General features: G+C 67.8%; 25 protein-coding genes. All 25 read right to left on the bottom strand.

Annotated features, from left to right (window positions below):
- Nucleotides 1-525 precede the first annotated feature (525 nt).
- The gene (gene rplO, locus C2L59_RS18255; RefSeq protein WP_086842934.1) at nucleotides 526-972 is read right to left on the bottom strand and encodes a 50S ribosomal protein L15; all 447 of its coding nucleotides are present in this window, start codon (nucleotides 970-972) and stop codon (nucleotides 526-528) included.
- Nucleotides 969-1154, bottom strand: a complete 186-nt coding sequence (rpmD, locus tag C2L59_RS18250; RefSeq protein WP_004558875.1) for a 50S ribosomal protein L30 — start codon at nucleotides 1152-1154, stop codon at nucleotides 969-971. The genes rplO and rpmD overlap by 4 nt, the downstream gene beginning before the upstream one ends.
- 1 nt (nucleotide 1155) lies before the next feature.
- Entirely contained in the window at nucleotides 1156-1803 is a 648-nt protein-coding gene (gene rpsE, locus C2L59_RS18245) for a 30S ribosomal protein S5 (RefSeq protein WP_013222614.1), read from the bottom strand.
- Nucleotides 1804-1837: 34 nt separating this feature from the next.
- Nucleotides 1838-2236: a 50S ribosomal protein L18 gene (gene rplR / locus C2L59_RS18240; RefSeq protein WP_233223549.1), complete on the bottom strand. Its 399-nt coding sequence runs from the start codon at nucleotides 2234-2236 to the stop codon at nucleotides 1838-1840.
- Between the two features lie 2 nt (nucleotides 2237-2238).
- Entirely contained in the window at nucleotides 2239-2778 is a 540-nt protein-coding gene (gene rplF, locus C2L59_RS18235) for a 50S ribosomal protein L6 (protein ID WP_103350708.1), read from the bottom strand.
- A gap of 16 nt (nucleotides 2779-2794) precedes the next feature.
- On the bottom strand, nucleotides 2795-3193 hold the full coding sequence (gene rpsH / locus C2L59_RS18230; protein ID WP_004558871.1) for a 30S ribosomal protein S8: 399 nt from the start codon (nucleotides 3191-3193) through the stop codon (nucleotides 2795-2797).
- Between the two features lie 90 nt (nucleotides 3194-3283).
- Entirely contained in the window at nucleotides 3284-3469 is a 186-nt protein-coding gene (locus C2L59_RS18225; protein WP_004558870.1) for a type Z 30S ribosomal protein S14, read from the bottom strand.
- A gap of 4 nt (nucleotides 3470-3473) precedes the next feature.
- A complete protein-coding gene (gene rplE / locus C2L59_RS18220) occupies nucleotides 3474-4037 on the bottom strand; it encodes a 50S ribosomal protein L5 (RefSeq protein WP_103350707.1) in 564 nt (187 codons plus the stop codon).
- The gene (rplX, locus tag C2L59_RS18215; RefSeq protein ID WP_004558868.1) at nucleotides 4037-4351 is read right to left on the bottom strand and encodes a 50S ribosomal protein L24; all 315 of its coding nucleotides are present in this window, start codon (nucleotides 4349-4351) and stop codon (nucleotides 4037-4039) included. Before rplX ends, rplE begins: the two co-directional genes overlap by 1 nt.
- Nucleotides 4351-4719, bottom strand: a complete 369-nt coding sequence (gene rplN, locus C2L59_RS18210; RefSeq protein ID WP_004558867.1) for a 50S ribosomal protein L14 — start codon at nucleotides 4717-4719, stop codon at nucleotides 4351-4353. The genes rplX and rplN overlap by 1 nt, the downstream gene beginning before the upstream one ends.
- Nucleotides 4720-4798: 79 nt before the next feature.
- A complete protein-coding gene (gene rpsQ, locus C2L59_RS18205) occupies nucleotides 4799-5077 on the bottom strand; it encodes a 30S ribosomal protein S17 (RefSeq protein ID WP_043781942.1) in 279 nt (92 codons plus the stop codon).
- A complete protein-coding gene (gene rpmC, locus C2L59_RS18200) occupies nucleotides 5074-5319 on the bottom strand; it encodes a 50S ribosomal protein L29 (protein WP_086675500.1) in 246 nt (81 codons plus the stop codon). The genes rpsQ and rpmC overlap by 4 nt, the downstream gene beginning before the upstream one ends.
- Nucleotides 5319-5738, bottom strand: a complete 420-nt coding sequence (gene rplP / locus C2L59_RS18195; protein ID WP_004558864.1) for a 50S ribosomal protein L16 — start codon at nucleotides 5736-5738, stop codon at nucleotides 5319-5321. Before rplP ends, rpmC begins: the two co-directional genes overlap by 1 nt.
- Before the next feature lie 3 nt (nucleotides 5739-5741).
- Nucleotides 5742-6581 (bottom strand): 30S ribosomal protein S3, encoded by an 840-nt coding sequence (rpsC, locus tag C2L59_RS18190; protein ID WP_013222607.1) that lies wholly within the window; start codon nucleotides 6579-6581, stop codon nucleotides 5742-5744.
- Entirely contained in the window at nucleotides 6581-7000 is a 420-nt protein-coding gene (gene rplV / locus C2L59_RS18185) for a 50S ribosomal protein L22 (RefSeq protein WP_086675501.1), read from the bottom strand. The genes rpsC and rplV overlap by 1 nt, the downstream gene beginning before the upstream one ends.
- Before the next feature lie 29 nt (nucleotides 7001-7029).
- Entirely contained in the window at nucleotides 7030-7311 is a 282-nt protein-coding gene (rpsS, locus tag C2L59_RS18180) for a 30S ribosomal protein S19 (RefSeq protein WP_003102083.1), read from the bottom strand.
- An 18-nt stretch (nucleotides 7312-7329) separates the two neighbouring features.
- Nucleotides 7330-8166, bottom strand: a complete 837-nt coding sequence (rplB, locus tag C2L59_RS18175; RefSeq protein ID WP_003102084.1) for a 50S ribosomal protein L2 — start codon at nucleotides 8164-8166, stop codon at nucleotides 7330-7332.
- A 15-nt stretch (nucleotides 8167-8181) separates the two neighbouring features.
- Nucleotides 8182-8493 (bottom strand): 50S ribosomal protein L23, encoded by a 312-nt coding sequence (gene rplW, locus C2L59_RS18170; RefSeq protein ID WP_003102087.1) that lies wholly within the window; start codon nucleotides 8491-8493, stop codon nucleotides 8182-8184.
- Complete coding sequence (gene rplD / locus C2L59_RS18165) at nucleotides 8490-9179, bottom strand: 50S ribosomal protein L4 (protein ID WP_103350706.1); 690 nt, start codon at nucleotides 9177-9179, stop codon at nucleotides 8490-8492. The genes rplW and rplD overlap by 4 nt, the downstream gene beginning before the upstream one ends.
- Entirely contained in the window at nucleotides 9176-9832 is a 657-nt protein-coding gene (rplC, locus tag C2L59_RS18160; RefSeq protein ID WP_003102093.1) for a 50S ribosomal protein L3, read from the bottom strand. The genes rplD and rplC overlap by 4 nt, the downstream gene beginning before the upstream one ends.
- Nucleotides 9833-9865: 33 nt before the next feature.
- On the bottom strand, nucleotides 9866-10171 hold the full coding sequence (gene rpsJ, locus C2L59_RS18155) for a 30S ribosomal protein S10 (protein WP_003102098.1): 306 nt from the start codon (nucleotides 10169-10171) through the stop codon (nucleotides 9866-9868).
- Between the two features lie 410 nt (nucleotides 10172-10581).
- The gene (gene tuf / locus C2L59_RS18150) at nucleotides 10582-11775 is read right to left on the bottom strand and encodes an elongation factor Tu (protein ID WP_093949034.1); all 1194 of its coding nucleotides are present in this window, start codon (nucleotides 11773-11775) and stop codon (nucleotides 10582-10584) included.
- A 168-nt stretch (nucleotides 11776-11943) separates the two neighbouring features.
- Complete coding sequence (fusA, locus tag C2L59_RS18145) at nucleotides 11944-14043, bottom strand: elongation factor G (RefSeq protein WP_103350705.1); 2100 nt, start codon at nucleotides 14041-14043, stop codon at nucleotides 11944-11946.
- 63 nt (nucleotides 14044-14106) lie between these two features.
- Nucleotides 14107-14577, bottom strand: coding sequence for a 30S ribosomal protein S7 (gene rpsG, locus C2L59_RS18140; RefSeq protein ID WP_003102106.1), 471 nt, complete (start codon nucleotides 14575-14577; stop codon nucleotides 14107-14109).
- Entirely contained in the window at nucleotides 14577-14951 is a 375-nt protein-coding gene (rpsL, locus tag C2L59_RS18135; protein WP_003102113.1) for a 30S ribosomal protein S12, read from the bottom strand. The genes rpsG and rpsL overlap by 1 nt, the downstream gene beginning before the upstream one ends.
- Nucleotides 14952-15592 lie beyond the last annotated feature (641 nt).

Below are 15592 nucleotides of genomic sequence, written 5' to 3'. Positions count from 1 at the left end.
GACGGGAAATGGGAGGGGCGCGGCTGGTTGGAGGGGCGCGGACGACGGCGCTCCGGCTGCCGGATGGGGGTTTACGGGCATTTGCGGGTACGGCAGCGCTCCCGGCTCGAAGCCGGCAGGCGGCGCCTCCCCAGGAAACTGCAGCGGCGCCTGCGCCCCCGCTCCCGGCTCGAAGCCGGCAGGCGGCGCCTCCCCAGGAAACCGCAGCGGCGCCTGCGCCCCCGCTCCCGGCTCGAAGCCGGCAGGCGGCGCCTCCCCAGGAAACTGCAGCGGCGCCTGCGCCCCCGCTCCCGGCTCAAGCCCGGCAGGCCGAGGCGCCTCGACGGGGAAGCTCAGCGGTGACTCCGCCGGCTCGGGCGGCTCCTGCGACGGTCTGTCCACCTCTTGATCCTGCGTCGGGCTCCCCCGCGGCGGCAAGGAATCCGGGCCCCCAACTGCACCCTCCCCCGTCGATTACCCGCGAATGGACCTGAAACAGCCGAAGGCCCGCCTGGCGGAGCCAGACGGGCCTTCGGACGAGCAACCTCAGTTGGTGGTGGCGGAGCCACCGGCCGCTTCGAGCTTCTCCTTGGCGGAACCGGAGAACGCGTCGGCGGTGACGTTCAGCTTGACGCCGTTCACGTCGCCGTTGCCGAGGACCTTCACCAGCTTGCCCTTGCGGACCAGGCCGCCCTTGACCAGCTCGTCGGCGCCGATGGTGCCGCCGTCCGGGAAGACGCGGGCGATGTCGCCCACGTTCACCGGCTGGTACTCGGTGCGGAAGCGGTTCTTGAAGCCGCGGAGCTTCGGGAGCCGCATCTGGATGGGCATCTGCCCACCCTCGAACCGGGCCGGCACGTTCTTCCGGGCCTTGGTGCCCTTCGTACCGCGACCGGCCGTCTTGCCCTTCGAACCCTCACCACGGCCCACGCGGATCTTGTCGCGCTTGGCGCCCGGAGCCGGACGCAGGTGGTGGATCTTGATGGCCGTCATGCCTGAACCTCCTCGACCTCCACCAGGTGGCGGACGGTGTGGATCAGGCCGCGCACCTGGGGGGTGTCTTCACGCACGACGCTCTGGCGGATCTTGCGCAGCCCGAGGGTGCGCAGCGACTCGCGGTGAGCGTGCTTCGTGCCGATCTTGCTCTTGACCTGGGTGACCTTGAGCTGAGCCATGTCAGACCCCCTGGCCCGCACGCTGGCGCAGCATCCGGGCCGGCGCGACGTCCTCGAGCGGGAGACCGCGGCGGGCCGCGACCTCTTCGGGACGCTGCAGGCCCTTCAGGGCCGCCACGGTCGCGTGCACGATGTTGATCGCGTTGTCGGAGCCGAGCGACTTCGACAGCACGTCGTGGACACCCGCGCACTCCAGCACGGCACGCACCGGGCCACCGGCGATGACGCCGGTACCGGCGGAAGCCGGACGGAGCAGGACGACACCAGCGGCTTCCTCACCCGTGATCGGGTGGGGAATGGTGCCACCGACGCGGGGAACGCGGAAGAAGTTCTTCTTCGCTTCCTCGACGCCCTTGGCGATGGCCGCGGGAACTTCCTTGGCCTTGCCGTAGCCGACGCCGACCTGACCGTCGCCGTCGCCGACGACCACCAGGGCGGTGAAGCTGAAGCGACGACCACCCTTGACGACCTTGGCGACGCGGTTGATCGTCACGACCTTCTCGAGGTGCGGGGTCTTGTCCTGGCCGGCCCCGCCACGGCCGCTGTCGCGCCGGTCCCGGCCGCCACCGCGGCGTTCATTGCGGTCGTTGCCGCCCTGCCCGCCGGGTCCGCCCTGTCCGCCGCCGAATTGCCGTGTACGTCCCGGCATCAGGCTTTCCTTCCGTTAACAAGCTTCTGCATCGTCAGAACTCCAACCCCGCCTCGCGGGCGGCGTCGGCGAGCGCGGCGATGCGGCCGTGGTAGGCGTTGCCCCCACGGTCGAACACCACAGCCGAGATCCCGGCGCTCTTGGCGCGCTCGGCGACGAGGGCCCCGACCTTGGCGGCCTTGGCCTTCTTGTCGCCGTCGAACGCCCGGACGTCCGCCTCGAGGGTGGACGCCGACGCCAGCGTGTGGCCGGCGAGGTCGTCGATCACCTGCACGGCGATGTGCCGCGAGGACCGCTTGACGACCAGGCGCGGACGCTGGTCGGTGCCCGAGACCTTCTTGCGGAGCCGGAAGTGCCGACGGGCCTTCGCGACGCGGCGGCGGGTCGAGATGTCCTTGCCCACCGGCTTGCGCTTCGTAGTCGTGTCGCTCATGATCACTTACCCGTCTTTCCGACCTTGCGGCGGATCTTCTCACCCTCGTAGCGCAGGCCCTTGCCCTTGTACGGGTCCGGGCGCCGCAGCTTGCGGATGACGGCCGAGATCTGGCCGACCTTCTGCTTGTCGATGCCCGAGACCGAGAACCGGGTCGGGGTCTCCACCTTGAAGGTGATGCCCTCCGGGGCCTCGATCTTGACCGGGTGCGAGTAGCCGAGGGCGAACTCGAGGTCCGAGCCCTTGGCCTGCACGCGGTAACCCACGCCGTGGATTTCCATCTTCTTCTCGTAGCCGGCGGTGACGCCGACGACGAGGTTGTTCACCAGCGTGCGGGTGAGCCCGTGCAGCGCCTTGCTGGTGCGCTCGTCGTCCGGGCGCTTGACCAGCAGCGTGCCGTCTTCGTCACGCTCGACGGTGATCGGCTCGGCGATGGTGTGCTCCAGGGTGCCCTTGGGTCCCTTGACCTTGATCTGCTGACCGTCGATGGTCACCTCGACCCCGGAAGGGACGGCGACCGGCAGCTTTCCGATGCGAGACATGCCTTAACCCCTTCCCTTACCAGACGTAGGCGAGGACTTCGCCGCCCACGCTGTTGCGTTTGGCCTGCCGGTCCGTCTGCAGGCCACCGGACGTCGAGATGATCGCGATGCCCAGGCCGCCGAGCACGGACGGCAGTTCGGTCGATTTTGCGTAGACCCGCAGACCGGGCTTGGAGACGCGGCGCAGGCCGGCGATGCTCCGCTCACGGTTGGGGCCGTACTTGAGCTCGACGACCAGGTTCTTGTGCTTCTCGCCCGGCTCGTCGTGGTAACCCGCGATGTAGCCCTCGCGCTTGAGGATCTCGGCGATGTTCGCCTTGAGCTTCGAGTGCGGGAGCTTGACCTCGTCGTGGTACGCCGAGTTCGCGTTGCGCAGACGCGTCAAGAAGTCTGCGATGGGGTCGGTCATCGTCATGGTGACCTGTCAACCTTTCTCGCCTGGTTCCCCGCCACCCGGAGTGCGGGCGGCGGGGCCTGTGGCGAAGTGGAGTTTAAAGAAACGCTCTTACCAGCTGGACTTGCGGACACCGGGCAGCTCGCCCGCGTGCGCCATCTCGCGAAGGCAGATCCGGCAGAGCCCGAACTTGCGGAACACGGCGTGCGGGCGGCCGCACCGCTGGCAGCGGGTGTAGGCGCGCACGGCGAACTTCGGCTTCTTCGCGGCCTTGTGGACCAGTGCTTTCTTGGCCATCGGCTCAGTTCTCCTTGAACGGGAAGCCGAGCTTGCGCAGCAGCGCCCGGCCCTCGTCGTCGTTCGTGGCGGTCGTGACGACGGTGACGTCCATGCCGCGGGGGCGGTCGATGGAGTCGGGGTCGATCTCGTGGAACATCGACTGCTCGTTGAGACCGAACGTGTAGTTGCCGTGGCCGTCGAACTGCTTCGGCGAAAGCCCGCGGAAGTCGCGGATACGCGGCAGCGCGATGGTCAGCAGCCGGTCGAGGAACTCCCACATCCGGTCGCCGCGCAGCGTGACGCGCGCGCCGATCGGCTGGCCCTCGCGCAGCTTGAACTGCGCGATGGACTTGCGGGCCTTCCGGACCTCCGGCTTCTGGCCGGTGATCAGCGCGAGGTCCTTGACCGCGCCCTCGATCAGCTTGCTGTCGCGGGCGGCGTCGCCGACGCCCATGTTCACGACGACCTTCACGACGCCCGGGATCTGGTGGACGTTGGCGAAGGAGAACTCAGCCTGCAGCTGGCCCTTGATTTCCTCGCGGTACCGCACCTTGAGGCGCGGAGAGGTCTTCTCTGCGGTGGTCATCAGATGTCCTTACCGTTCCGGCGCGAGATCCGGACCTTCTTGCCGTCCTCGCCGATGCGGTAACCCACCCGGGACGGCTTGCCGTCCGAGTCGACGACCATCACGTTCGAGACGTGGATGGGCGCCTCCTGCGTGACGATGCCGCCGGACTGCGCGCCGCGCTGGGTCTGGCTGATCCGCGTGTGCTTCTTGATCCGGTTCACGCCCTCGACCAGCACGCGCTCGCGCTCGGGGTAAGCCTGGATGACCTTGCCCTTGGCGCCCTTGTCCTTGCCGGCGATGACGACGACCGTGTCGCCCTTCTTCACCTTCATCACAGCACCTCCGGCGCGAGCGAAATGATCTTCATGAACTTTCGGTCGCGCAGCTCGCGGCCCACCGGGCCGAAGATGCGGGTGCCGCGGGGCTCGTTGTCGTTCTTGATGAGCACGGCGGCGTTCTCGTCGAACCGGATGTAGGAACCGTCCGGACGACGGCGCTCCTTGACCGTGCGGACGATGACGGCCTTGACGACGTCGCCCTTCTTCACCCCGGCAGCGGGGATGGCGTCCTTCACGGTGGCGACGATGATGTCGCCGATGCCGGCGTAGCGCCGCCCGGAGCCACCGAGAACCCGGATGCAGAGGATTTCCTTCGCACCCGTGTTGTCGGCTACCCGAAGCCGCGACTCCTGCTGGATCACGTCTACTCCTGTATGTCGCGCCGGTTCTCCCGGGGAAACCCGCGAGCCTTGCGGAACTAAGAACTCCGAAGAGCCCTGCTTACTTGGCCTTCTCCACGATCTGCACCAGGCGCCAGCGCTTCGTCGCCGACAGCGGGCGGGTCTCCATCAGGGTGACCCGGTCGCCCACGCCCGCCTCGTTGTTCTCGTCGTGCACCTTCACCTTGGAGGTGGAGCGGACGACCTTCGAGTAACGGGGGTGCTTCTTGCGGTCCTCGAGCTCGACCACGATCGTCTTGTTCATCTTGTCCGAGACGACGTAGCCCTCGCGGACCTTGCGGTCGTTCCGGGCCGGCGTCTCGGTGGTGGGCTCGCTCATGCGGCACCTTCACTCTCGGCGTCGGGGGCAACGGACAGGCCGAGTTCGCGCTCGCGCATGACCGTGTAGATCCGCGCGATGTCCGTGCGGACGGTGCGCAGACGGCGGTTGTTGTCGAGCTGCCCGGTCGCCATCTGGAAGCGGAGGTTGAAGAGCTCCTCCTTGTATTCCTTCAGACGCAGGACGAGCTCTTCCGCGGTGAGCTCACGCAGCTCCGATGCCAAAGCACCAGCGTTCGCCATCAGAACTCACCACCTTCACGGGTCACGATGCGGCACTTCATGGGCAGCTTGTGGATCGCGCGGCGCAGCGCCTCGCGAGCCGTCTCCTCGTTCGGGAACGAGATCTCGAACATCACGCGGCCCGGCTTCACATTGGCGATCCACCACTCGGGCGAACCCTTACCGGAACCCATCCGGGTTTCGGCCGGCTTCTTGGTCAGCGGGCGGTCCGGGTAGATGGTCGTCCACACCTTGCCACCACGCTTGATGTGACGGGTCATGGCGATACGAGCGGACTCGATCTGCCGGTTCGTCACGTAGCTGTGCTCAAGCGCCTGGATGCCGTACTCGCCGAAGCTGACCTTCGTGCCACCCTTGGCGGCGCCGTGGCGCTTCGGGGAGTGCTGCTTCCGGTGCTTGACCCTGCGCGGGATGAGCACGTCTCAGCCCTCCGTCTTTTCTGCGGTCTCGGTGGCCGGGGCCGCCGGGGCCTCGGTCGTGGCGGCGGCGGCCGCACGACCGGCTTCGGTCGAGGTGGCGGTCGTGCCCGAGGCGCCGGAACGACGCGGGCGGGACGGCCGGTCGCTGCGGTCGCGGTCGCGACCACCGCGCGGCGCGCGCTCGGCGGCGTCGCGGGCCTCGCGGGCCTTCAGGCCACCGACGAGCTCACCCTTGTAGATCCACACCTTGACGCCGATGCGACCGAACGTCGTCTTGGCCTCGAAGAAGCCGTAGTCGATGTCGGCGCGCAGCGTGTGCAGCGGGACACGGCCATCGCGGTAGTGCTCGGAGCGGGACATCTCGGCACCGCCGAGACGACCGCCGCACTGCACGCGGATGCCCTTGACCTGCGGCGAGCGCATGGAGGTCTGGATCGCCTTCCGCATCGCGCGGCGGAACGCCACGCGGTTGGAGAGCTGCTCCGCGACCGCCTGGGCGACCAGCTGGGCGTCGGCCTCGGGGTTCTTGACCTCGAGGATGTTCAGCTGGACCTGCTTCTTGGTCAGCTTCTCCAGCGCGCCGCGGATCCGGTCGGCCTCCGCGCCGCGGCGGCCGATGACGATGCCCGGCCGGGCGGTGTGGATGTCCACGCGGACGCGGTCACGGGTGCGCTCGATCTCGACCTTGGAGATGCCCGCGCGCTCCATGCCGGTGGCGAGGAGCTTGCGGATCTTGACGTCCTCGGCCACGTACTCGGCGTACTGCTTGTCGGCGTACCAGCGCGACTTCCAGTCCGTGGTGATACCCAGGCGGAAACCGTGCGGGTTGATCTTCTGGCCCACTACCGGCCACCTGCCTTCTTCTTGCTCTGAGCCTTCTGCGCGACGGCCGGACGCGACTCCACCTCGACGGTGATGTGGCTGGTCCGCTTGCGGATCCGGTACGCGCGGCCCTGGGCCCGCGGGCGGATGCGCTTGAGGGTGGGGCCCTCGTCGGCGTACGCGTTCTTGACCCAGAGCGTCTCCGGGTCCAGCTGAAGGTTGTTCTCGGCGTTGGCCACGGCGCTGGCGAGCACCTTCGCGACCGGCTCGCTGGCCGCCTGGGGGGCGAACCGGAGCACGGCCAAGGCGTCGGCGGCGCTACGTCCCTTGATGAGCTCGATCACCCGGCGCACCTTGGTCGGCGAGTCCCGGACGAAGCGAGCCCGCGCGTACGCCGTAGGCAGTTCAGCCTCGGTCGTCACGTCGTTCTGGGCGTTCATCGCTACTTCCTGTCTGGTTTCGTGCCCGCTCAGCGGCGGCGCGACTTGCGGTCGTCCTTGATGTGGCCCTTGAAGGTCCGCGTCGGGGCGAACTCGCCCAGCTTGTGACCCACCATGGCCTCGGTGACGAACACCGGGACGTGCTTGCGGCCGTCGTGCACGGCGATCGTGTGACCCAGGAAGTCCGGGATGATCGTCGAGCGCCGCGACCAGGTCTTGATGACCGTCTTCTTGCCCGATTCGTTCAGCGCGTCCACCTTCTTGAGCAGGTGGTCGTCCACGAACGGGCCCTTCTTGAGGCTACGTGGCATGTTGTTCTACCTCCCTGCTCAGCGCTTGTTCTTGCCGGTACGCCGGCGGCGGACGATGAGGGCGTCGGACGCCTTGCGGCGACGCGTGCGGCCCTCGGGCTTACCGTTCGGGTTGACCGGGTGGCGACCACCGGAGGTCTTACCCTCACCACCACCGTGCGGGTGGTCGACCGGGTTCATGACGACACCACGGACCGTGGGGCGCTTGCCGCGCCAGCGGTTGCGGCCGGCCTTGCCCCAGTTGATGTTGGCGTGCTCGGAGTTGCCGACCTCACCGACCGTGGCGCGGTTGCGCACGTCCACGTTGCGGATCTCACCCGAGGGGAGACGCAGCTGGGCGTACGGACCGTCCTTGGCGACGAGCTGCACCTTCGCGCCGGCGGACCGCGCCATCTTCGCGCCGCCGCCGGGGCGGAGCTCGATCGCGTGGATCACGGTGCCGACCGGGATGTTGCGCAGCGGCAGGTTGTTGCCCGGCTTGATGTCGGCCCGCGGGCCGTTCTCGACGGTGTCGCCCTGCTTCAGCTTCTCCGGCGCGATGATGTAGCGCTTCTCGCCGTCGGCGTAGTGCAGCAGCGCGATGCGAGCGGACCGGTTGGGGTCGTACTCGATGTGCGCGACCTTGGCGGGGATGCCGTCCTTGTCATTGCGACGGAAGTCGATGACGCGGTACGCGCGCTTGTGGCCGCCACCCTTGTGCCGGGTGGTGATCTTGCCGGACGAGTTGCGACCGCCCGAACCGCTCAGCGGACGAAGCAGCGACTTCTCCGGGGTCGAGCGGGTGATCTCGGCGAAGTCCGAGACGCTCGAACCGCGACGACCCGGGGTCGTCGGCTTGTACTTGCGGATGCCCATTGTCAGCTCAGTCCTTTACGCGGTGGGTCCGCCGAAGATCTCGATCGCCTTGCTCTCGGGCGAAAGAGTCACGATGGCGCGCTTGGTGTCCTTGCGCTTGCCGAAGCCGGCGCGAGTCCGCTTCCGCTTGCCCTGGCGGTTGGCCGTGTTGACGCTGACCACCTTGACGCCGAACACCTTCTCGACCGCGATCTTGATCTGGGTCTTGTTGGCGTCCGGGCGGACGATGAACGTGTACTTGTGGTCCTCGAGCAGCCCGTAGGACTTCTCGGAGATGACCGGCGCGAGCAGGATGTCGCGGGGGTCCGGAATGGCGACCGAACTCACTTCTCGTCACTCCCTTCCGTGACCTCGCCCGACCGCGCGGAAGCCTTGCCGGCCTTGCCGCGGGCGGGGCCGGCGACGAACACGTCGTACGCGGCCTTGGTGAACACGACGTCGTCGTTGACCAGCACGTCGTAGGTGTTGAGCTGGTCGGCCCAGAGGATGTGCACCTCGGGCAGGTTCCGCAGGGAAACCCAGCTCAGCTCGTCGTCCCGGTGCAGCACCACGAGCACGCGCTTCGCGGCCGTGACGGCGGCGAGGGCGGCCTTGGCGGCCTTGGTGTTCGGCTTCTCACCGGTCACCAGCTCGGTGACGACGTGCAGCTGGCCGGCGCGGGCCCGGTCCGAGAGGGCGCCACGCAGGGCGGCGGCCTTCATCTTCTTCGGGGTGCGCTGCGAGTAGTCACGCGGCGTGGGGCCGTGGACGACGCCACCACCGACGAACTGCGGCGCGCGGGTCGAACCCTGGCGGGCACGGCCGGTGCCCTTCTGGCGGTACGGCTTCTTGCCGCCACCGCGAACCTCACCACGGGTCTTCGTGTCGTGCGTGCCCTGGCGCGCGGCGGCCTGCTGGGCCACCACGACCTGGTGCATCAGCGCGACATTGGCCTGCACGTCGAAGATCTCCTCGGGGAGGTCCACGGTGCCGTCGGCTTTACCGGCCGGGGTCTTCAGCTCGACGCTTGTCATTCGGAGTTACCACCCTTCGCGGCGCTGCGCACGAACAGCAGGCCGCCCTTGGGACCGGGCACAGCGCCCTTGATCAGCAGCAGGCCGTCTTCGGCACGCACGGCGTGCACGGTCAGGTTCTGCGTGGTGACCCGGTCGTTGCCCATCCGGCCCGCCATGCGCAGGCCCTTGAAGACGCGGCCGGGGGTGGCGCAGCCACCGATCGAACCCGGCTTGCGGTGCACGGCCTGGGCACCGTGGCTTGCGCCCTGGCCCTTGAAGCCGTGGCGCTTCATGACACCCGCGTAGCCCTTGCCCTTGCTGGTCCCGGTCACGTCGACCTCGACGCCGGCGGCGAACACCTCGGCGGTGATCTCCTGACCGACCTCGTAGGTCTCGGCGTCGGTGGTGCGCAGCTCGGCGAGGAACCGGCGCGGGGTCACGCCCGCCTTGTCGAAGTGGCCGGTGCGCGGCTTGTTCACCTTGCGCGGGTCGACCGCGCCGAACGCCAGCTGCACGGCCGCGTAGCCGTCCTTGTCCTGGGTCCGAACCTGGGTGACCACGTTCGGACCGGCCTTCACGACGGTGACCGGGACAACCCGGTTCTGCTCGTCGAAGACCTGGGTCATGCCGAGCTTGGTGCCCAGGATGCCCTTCATCTGCCTGTCAGACATGTGAGTCTCTTATCTCCGCCGCTCGCCCAACGCTTACTGGATGTTGACGTCGACGCTCGCCGGCAGGTCGATGCGCATGAGCGCGTCGACCGTCTTCGGCGTCGGGTCGAGGATGTCGATCAGACGCTTGTGCGTGCGCATCTCGAAGTGCTCGCGCGAGTCCTTGTACTTGTGCGGCGAGCGGATGACGCAGTAAACGTTCTTCTCGGTGGGCAGCGGCACCGGCCCGACAACCCGGGCGCCGGTGCGCGTGACCGTCTCCACGATCTTGCGCGCCGAGGTGTCGATCGCCTCGTGGTCGTAGGCCTTGAGCCGGATGCGGATCTTCTGTCCCGCCATGGTGGCTGCTCGTTCCTTGTCGTCTCGTGCCGCTATCTCACAAACCCCGCTGGGTGTTGCCACCCTGAGCCTGGGTTTCCGCAGTTCAACGGCCCTGTCCCCGGTCCACGCGGTCGGGCGTGTCGCGCCCGACGCACAGACGGATCCCGCGGGATCGTCGTCTTGCCTGGTCTTCCTCAACGTGAGGAGGCTATGAGCCGGCTGCGCTTTTGCAAGACCACCGTCTCACTGCCTTTGCCCGCTCGCCTGCAACCCGAAGGAAGAGCTCGGCGGACCGTGGCCACTCGCACCGGAGCGGCCGGACCCTCGAAAGGATCGGCCGCCCCAGGACGAGCAACCTGAATAGTGTCGCACACGTGATTTGACGCCCCGAACCCGGGGGTGTATTACCCCCGGGTGAGGCGCCGAAATCACTTGATGATCTTGGTGACCTGGCCCGCGCCGACGGTCCGGCCACCCTCGCGGATGGCGAAGCGCAGACCCTCGTCCATCGCGACCGGCTGGATCAGCTGGACCGAGATGTCGGTGTTGTCGCCCGGCATGACCATCTCGGTGCCCTCGGGGAGGGTCACGACGCCGGTCACGTCGGTGGTGCGGAAGTAGAACTGCGGGCGGTAGTTGTTGAAGAACGGGGTGTGACGGCCACCCTCGTCCTTCGACAGGATGTAGACCCGGCCCTCGAAGTCGGTGTGCGGGGTGGTGGTGCCCGGCTTCACGACGACCTGGCCGCGCTCGACGTCCTCGCGCTTGATGCCGCGGACCAGCAGGCCGACGTTGTCGCCCGCCTGGCCCGAGTCGAGCAGCTTGCGGAACATCTCGACACCGGTGACGGTGGTCTTGGTCGACTTCTCGCGGATACCCACGATCTCGACCTCTTCGTTGACGTTGATCTGGCCGCGCTCGACGCGACCGGTCACCACGGTGCCACGACCGGTGATGGTGAAGACGTCCTCGATCGGCATCAGGAACGGCTTGTCGAGCTCGCGCACCGGGTCCGGCACGCTGTCGTCGACGGCCGCCATGAGCTCGAGAACGGCCTCAGCCCACTTCTCGTCGCCCTCGAGGGCCTTCAGGCCGGAGACGCGCACGACCGGGGCGTCGTCGCCCGGGAACTCCTGCGAGGACAGCAGCTCGCGGACCTCCAGCTCGACGAGCTCGAGGATCTCCTCGTCGTCGACCATGTCGGCCTTGTTCAGCGCGACCACGATGTAGGGCACGCCGACCTGGCGGGCGAGCAGCACGTGCTCACGGGTCTGCGGCATCGGGCCGTCGGTGGCGGCCACGACCAGGATCGCACCGTCCATCTGGGCGGCACCGGTGATCATGTTCTTGATGTAGTCAGCGTGACCGGGGGCGTCGACGTGCGCGTAGTGACGCTTCTCGGTCTGGTACTCGACGTGCGAGATGTTGATCGTGATGCCGCGCTGCTTCTCTTCCGGCGCGTTGTCGATCTGGTCGAACGCCCGCGACTCGTTCAGCTCCGGGTACTTGTCGTGCAGCACCTTGGTGATAGCCGCGGTCAGAGTCGTCTTGCCGTGGTCAACGTGACCGATGGTGCCGATGTTGACGTGCGGCTTGGTCCGCTCGAATTTCGCCTTCGCCACTGGAATGTCCTCCTGGACTGATTTCGCTTTGTGCTCGTGGGGCGGCGTGGCTGCCGCCCCACGCTGTGTTGACGCCGCCTCCGCGGGAAAAAGTGCGTCGGCGGATTCCTTCGTCGGTGCTGCGGACGTTCAGGAGAGTCCCTTAATGCCCGCGAGCGCCGGGGGGAGTTATTCCCCCGTCGCCTTCGCGATGATTTCCTTCGCGACGTTCGCGGGAACCTCGGCGTAGGAGTCGAACAACATGGAGTAGTTCGCCCGGCCCTGGGTGCGGGACCGCAGGTCGCCGACGTAGCCGAACATCTCCGAGAGCGGGACCAGCGCCTTCACGACGCGGATGCCCGCACGCTCCTCCATGGCCTGGATCTGACCACGGCGGGAGTTGAGGTCACCGATGACGTCACCCATGTAGTCCTCGGGCGTGGTCACCTCGACCGCCATCATCGGCTCCAGGATCACCGGGCCGGCCTTCTTCGCAGCTTCCTTCATCGCCATGGAACCGGCGATCTTGAACGCCATCTCCGAAGAGTCGACCTCGTGGTAGGCACCGTCCAACAGGGTGAACTTCAACCCGACGAGCGGGTAGCCGGCCAGGACGCCGTACTGCATCGCGTCCTGCGCGCCCGCGTCCACCGACGGGATGTACTCCCGCGGCACGCGACCACCGGTCACCTTGTTGTCGAACTCGTAGAGCGCGCCGTCGGTGCGCTCGAGCGGCTCCAGCTTCACGATGACCTTCGCGAACTGGCCGGAACCACCGGTCTGCTTCTTGTGGACGTAGTCGAGCTTGTCGACCGTCTTCTTGATCGTCTCACGGTAGGCGACCTGCGGCTTGCCGATGTTCGCCTCGACCTTGTAGTCGGACTTCATCCGGTTCACCAGCACCTCGAGGTGCAGCTCGCCCATGCCCGCGATGATCGTCTGGCCGGTGTCCTCGTCCAGCTTCACCTGGAACGTCGGGTCCTCTTCGGCCAGCTTCTGGATCGCCAGGGACAGCTTCTCCTGGTCGGCCTTCGTCTTCGGTTCGATCGCGACCCGGATGACCGGCTCGGGGAACGTCATCGACTCCAGCACGATCGGGTTCTGCGGGTCCGCCAGGGTGTCACCCGTGGTGGTGTCCTTCAGCCCGATGACCGCGTAGATGTGGCCGACCTGGGCGTCGTCGACCGGGTTCTCCTTGTTGGAGTGCATCTGGAAGATCTTCCCGATGCGCTCCTTGCGCTCCTTGGTCGCGTTGATGACCTGCGCGCCGGCGGCGACCTTGCCCGAGTACACCCGGATGTAGGTCAGCTTGCCGAAGAACGGGTGCGCGGCGATCTTGAACGCGAGCGCGGCGAACGGCTCGTCGACCGACGCCTTGCGGGAAGCCACGGTCTCGCCGTCGGGCAGCAGGCCCTCGACGGCCGGGACGTCCAGCGGGGTCGGCAGGTAGTCGATGACCGCGTCGAGCATGGGCTGCACGCCCTTGTTCTTGAACGCGGAACCGGCCAGCACCGGGAAGACCTGGCTGGTGATGGTGAGCTTCCGGATGCCGGCCTTGATCTCGGCCTCCGTCAGCTCCTCACCCTCGAGGAACTTCTCCATCAGCGCGTCGTCCGCCTCGGCGACGGTCTCGACGAGCTTCTCGCGGTACTCGGCGGCCTTCTCGGCCAGGTCGGCCGGGATTTCCTCGACCGAGTAGTCCTCGCCCTTCTGGACCTCGCCGCGCCAGGTCAGCGCCTTCATGCGGACCAGGTCGACGACGCCTTCGAAGTTGCTCTCGGCGCCGATCGGGAGCTGGATGACCAGCGGGCGGACGCCGAGGCGGTCCACGATGGTCTTCACGGTGTAGTAGAAGTCCGCGCCCAGCTTGTCCATCTTGTTGACGAAGCAGATGCGCGGGACGTCGTACTTGTCCGCCTGCCGCCAGACCTGCTCGGACTGCGGCTCGACGCCCTCCTTGCCGTCGAAGACGGCGACCGCACCGTCGAGCACCCGCAGGTTCCGCTCCACCTCGACGGTGAAGTCGACGTGCCCGGGGGTGTCGATGATGTTGATCTGGTGGTCGTCCCAGAAGGTGGTGGTGGCAGCCGAGGTGATGGTGATACCCCGCTTCTGCTCCTCCTCCATCCAGTCCATGGTGGCGGCGCCGTCGTGGACTTCACCGATCTTGTAGTTGACCCCGGTGTAGAACAGGATCCGCTCGGTGGTGGTCGTCTTGCCGGCGTCGATGTGGGCCATGATGCCGATGTTGCGGACCTTGTTCAGGTCGGTCAGCACTTCACGTGCCACGAGAGTGTTCCCCTGTTCTCAAGCTTGGGGCCCGGCATGGCTTGGTCGACAGCCGGGCGGTCATCACCAGCGGTAGTGCGCGAAGGCCCGGTTGGACTCGGCCATCTTGTGCGTGTCTTCGCGACGCTTCACGGAGGCACCGAGGCCGTTCGAAGCGTCCAGGAGCTCGTTCTGCAGGCGCTCGATCATCGTCTTCTCGCGGCGAGCCTGCGAGAAGGAGACCAGCCAGCGCAGGGCCAGCGTGGTGGAGCGACCCGGCTTGACCTCGATCGGCACCTGGTAGGTGGCACCACCGACGCGGCGGCTCTTCACCTCGATGGTGGGCTTCACGTTGTCGAGGGCGCGCTTCAGCGTGACGACCGGGTCGGTGCCGGTCTTCTCGCGAGCGCCTTCGAGCGCGCCGTACACGATGCGCTCGGCCAGGGACCGCTTCCCGTCCTTCAGCACCTTGTTCACCAGCTGGGTGACCAGCGGGGAGGCGTAGACGGGGTCGGAGATCAGCGGCCGCTTGGGGGCCGGACCCTTGCGGGGCATTAGCTCTTCTCCTTCTTCGCGCCGTACCGGCTGCGCGCCTGCTTGCGGTTCTTGACACCCTGGGTGTCGAGCGAACCGCGGATGATCTTGTAACGGACACCCGGAAGGTCCTTCACACGACCACCACGCACGAGCACCATCGAGTGCTCCTGCAGGTTGTGGCCCTCACCGGGGATGTAGGCGGTGACCTCGATGCCGCTGGTCAGCTTCACACGCGCGACCTTGCGCAGCGCCGAGTTCGGCTTCTTCGGGGTGGTGGTGTACACGCGGGTGCACACGCCGCGCCGCTGCGGGCTCCCCTTGAGGGCCGCGGTCTTCTGCTTGGCAGCCTTGTCCTGGCGGCCCTTGCGGACCAGCTGCTGGATCGTGGGCAATGGACCAGCTTCCTGTCGTGATCTGCTTCTTCGTGTCTTCACCGGCCCCCGCGGTCGGGCGTGTCGGCCCGCGTCACGGTCTCGCGACCGGTAACTTCCCGGAGGGATTTCCGTCGGAACCCCGACCTGCCGAAGCCGGTGACCGGGTGCCTGAGCACCCCGCCCATGCGCACGGCACGCGGAGCGGCCCGACGCATGCCGGGCACGGTCTCCAAAGATACCCGCCCGGGTCCGGGAGGAGCGCGGCGGGGGGTCTGAAGGTCTCAGTAGGGCGACGAACCTCCAGCGTACCTCTCAACGCCCCTGGGCTGCGGGACATTCCCACGCCTCGGGTGGCGGGGCGCGCGGCGGTGGGGGCGGGGTGGTTCGCGGGGTGTTCAACGCCTCGGGTGCGATGGGGATTCCGGCGCGTTGGCGGGCGACAGTGTTATTGCCCCGCTGGGGCGGGTGGTTATTGCCCCGCTGGGGCGGGTGGGCGCTCGCGGGGTCGCCGACCGGAGCCCGAAGGCTCGCCGGCGCGCTGCGGGCGGCCGCCCGGACAACCTGCGGCGCCGCCGAGGCGGCCCGGCCGGAACCCTCGCGGCCAGGGCCATCCCGCCGAGCAGCGGCCCGGCCCGCCGCGCAACCACCGGCGCGAGCCC

The sequence above is a fragment of the Amycolatopsis sp. CA-128772 genome, assembly GCF_002904295.1.
GTDB lineage: Bacteria > Actinomycetota > Actinomycetes > Mycobacteriales > Pseudonocardiaceae > Amycolatopsis.
Note: the sequence above shows the minus strand (reverse complement) of the source record. Positions and strands in the feature narration are given on the sequence as shown.

Coding starts and splice junctions, on each gene's coding strand:
- rpsS (WP_003102083.1), bottom strand. CDS start 7,311: ATGCCACGTAGCCTCAAGAAGGGCCCGTTCGTGGACGACCACCTGCTC.
- rplE (WP_103350707.1), bottom strand. CDS start 4,037: ATGACCACCGCAGAGAAGACCTCTCCGCGCCTCAAGGTGCGGTACCGC.
- rplO (WP_086842934.1), bottom strand. CDS start 972: ATGACGGCCATCAAGATCCACCACCTGCGTCCGGCTCCGGGCGCCAAG.
- rplX (WP_004558868.1), bottom strand. CDS start 4,351: ATGAAGGTGAAGAAGGGCGACACGGTCGTCGTCATCGCCGGCAAGGAC.
- rpsJ (WP_003102098.1), bottom strand. CDS start 10,171: ATGGCGGGACAGAAGATCCGCATCCGGCTCAAGGCCTACGACCACGAG.
- rplC (WP_003102093.1), bottom strand. CDS start 9,832: ATGTCTGACAGGCAGATGAAGGGCATCCTGGGCACCAAGCTCGGCATG.
- rplR (WP_233223549.1), bottom strand. CDS start 2,236: ATGAGCGACACGACTACGAAGCGCAAGCCGGTGGGCAAGGACATCTCG.
- rplF (WP_103350708.1), bottom strand. CDS start 2,778: ATGTCTCGCATCGGAAAGCTGCCGGTCGCCGTCCCTTCCGGGGTCGAG.
- rpsG (WP_003102106.1), bottom strand. CDS start 14,577: ATGCCCCGCAAGGGTCCGGCCCCCAAGCGGCCGCTGATCTCCGACCCC.
- rplB (WP_003102084.1), bottom strand. CDS start 8,166: ATGGGCATCCGCAAGTACAAGCCGACGACCCCGGGTCGTCGCGGTTCG.
- rplD (WP_103350706.1), bottom strand. CDS start 9,179: ATGACAAGCGTCGAGCTGAAGACCCCGGCCGGTAAAGCCGACGGCACC.
- rplV (WP_086675501.1), bottom strand. CDS start 7,000: ATGAACGCCCAGAACGACGTGACGACCGAGGCTGAACTGCCTACGGCG.
- rpmD (WP_004558875.1), bottom strand. CDS start 1,154: ATGGCTCAGCTCAAGGTCACCCAGGTCAAGAGCAAGATCGGCACGAAG.
- rpmC (WP_086675500.1), bottom strand. CDS start 5,319: ATGGCGAACGCTGGTGCTTTGGCATCGGAGCTGCGTGAGCTCACCGCG.
- rpsH (WP_004558871.1), bottom strand. CDS start 3,193: ATGACGATGACCGACCCCATCGCAGACTTCTTGACGCGTCTGCGCAAC.
- C2L59_RS18225 (WP_004558870.1), bottom strand. CDS start 3,469: ATGGCCAAGAAAGCACTGGTCCACAAGGCCGCGAAGAAGCCGAAGTTC.
- rpsQ (WP_043781942.1), bottom strand. CDS start 5,077: ATGAGCGAGCCCACCACCGAGACGCCGGCCCGGAACGACCGCAAGGTC.
- rpsE (WP_013222614.1), bottom strand. CDS start 1,803: ATGCCGGGACGTACACGGCAATTCGGCGGCGGACAGGGCGGACCCGGC.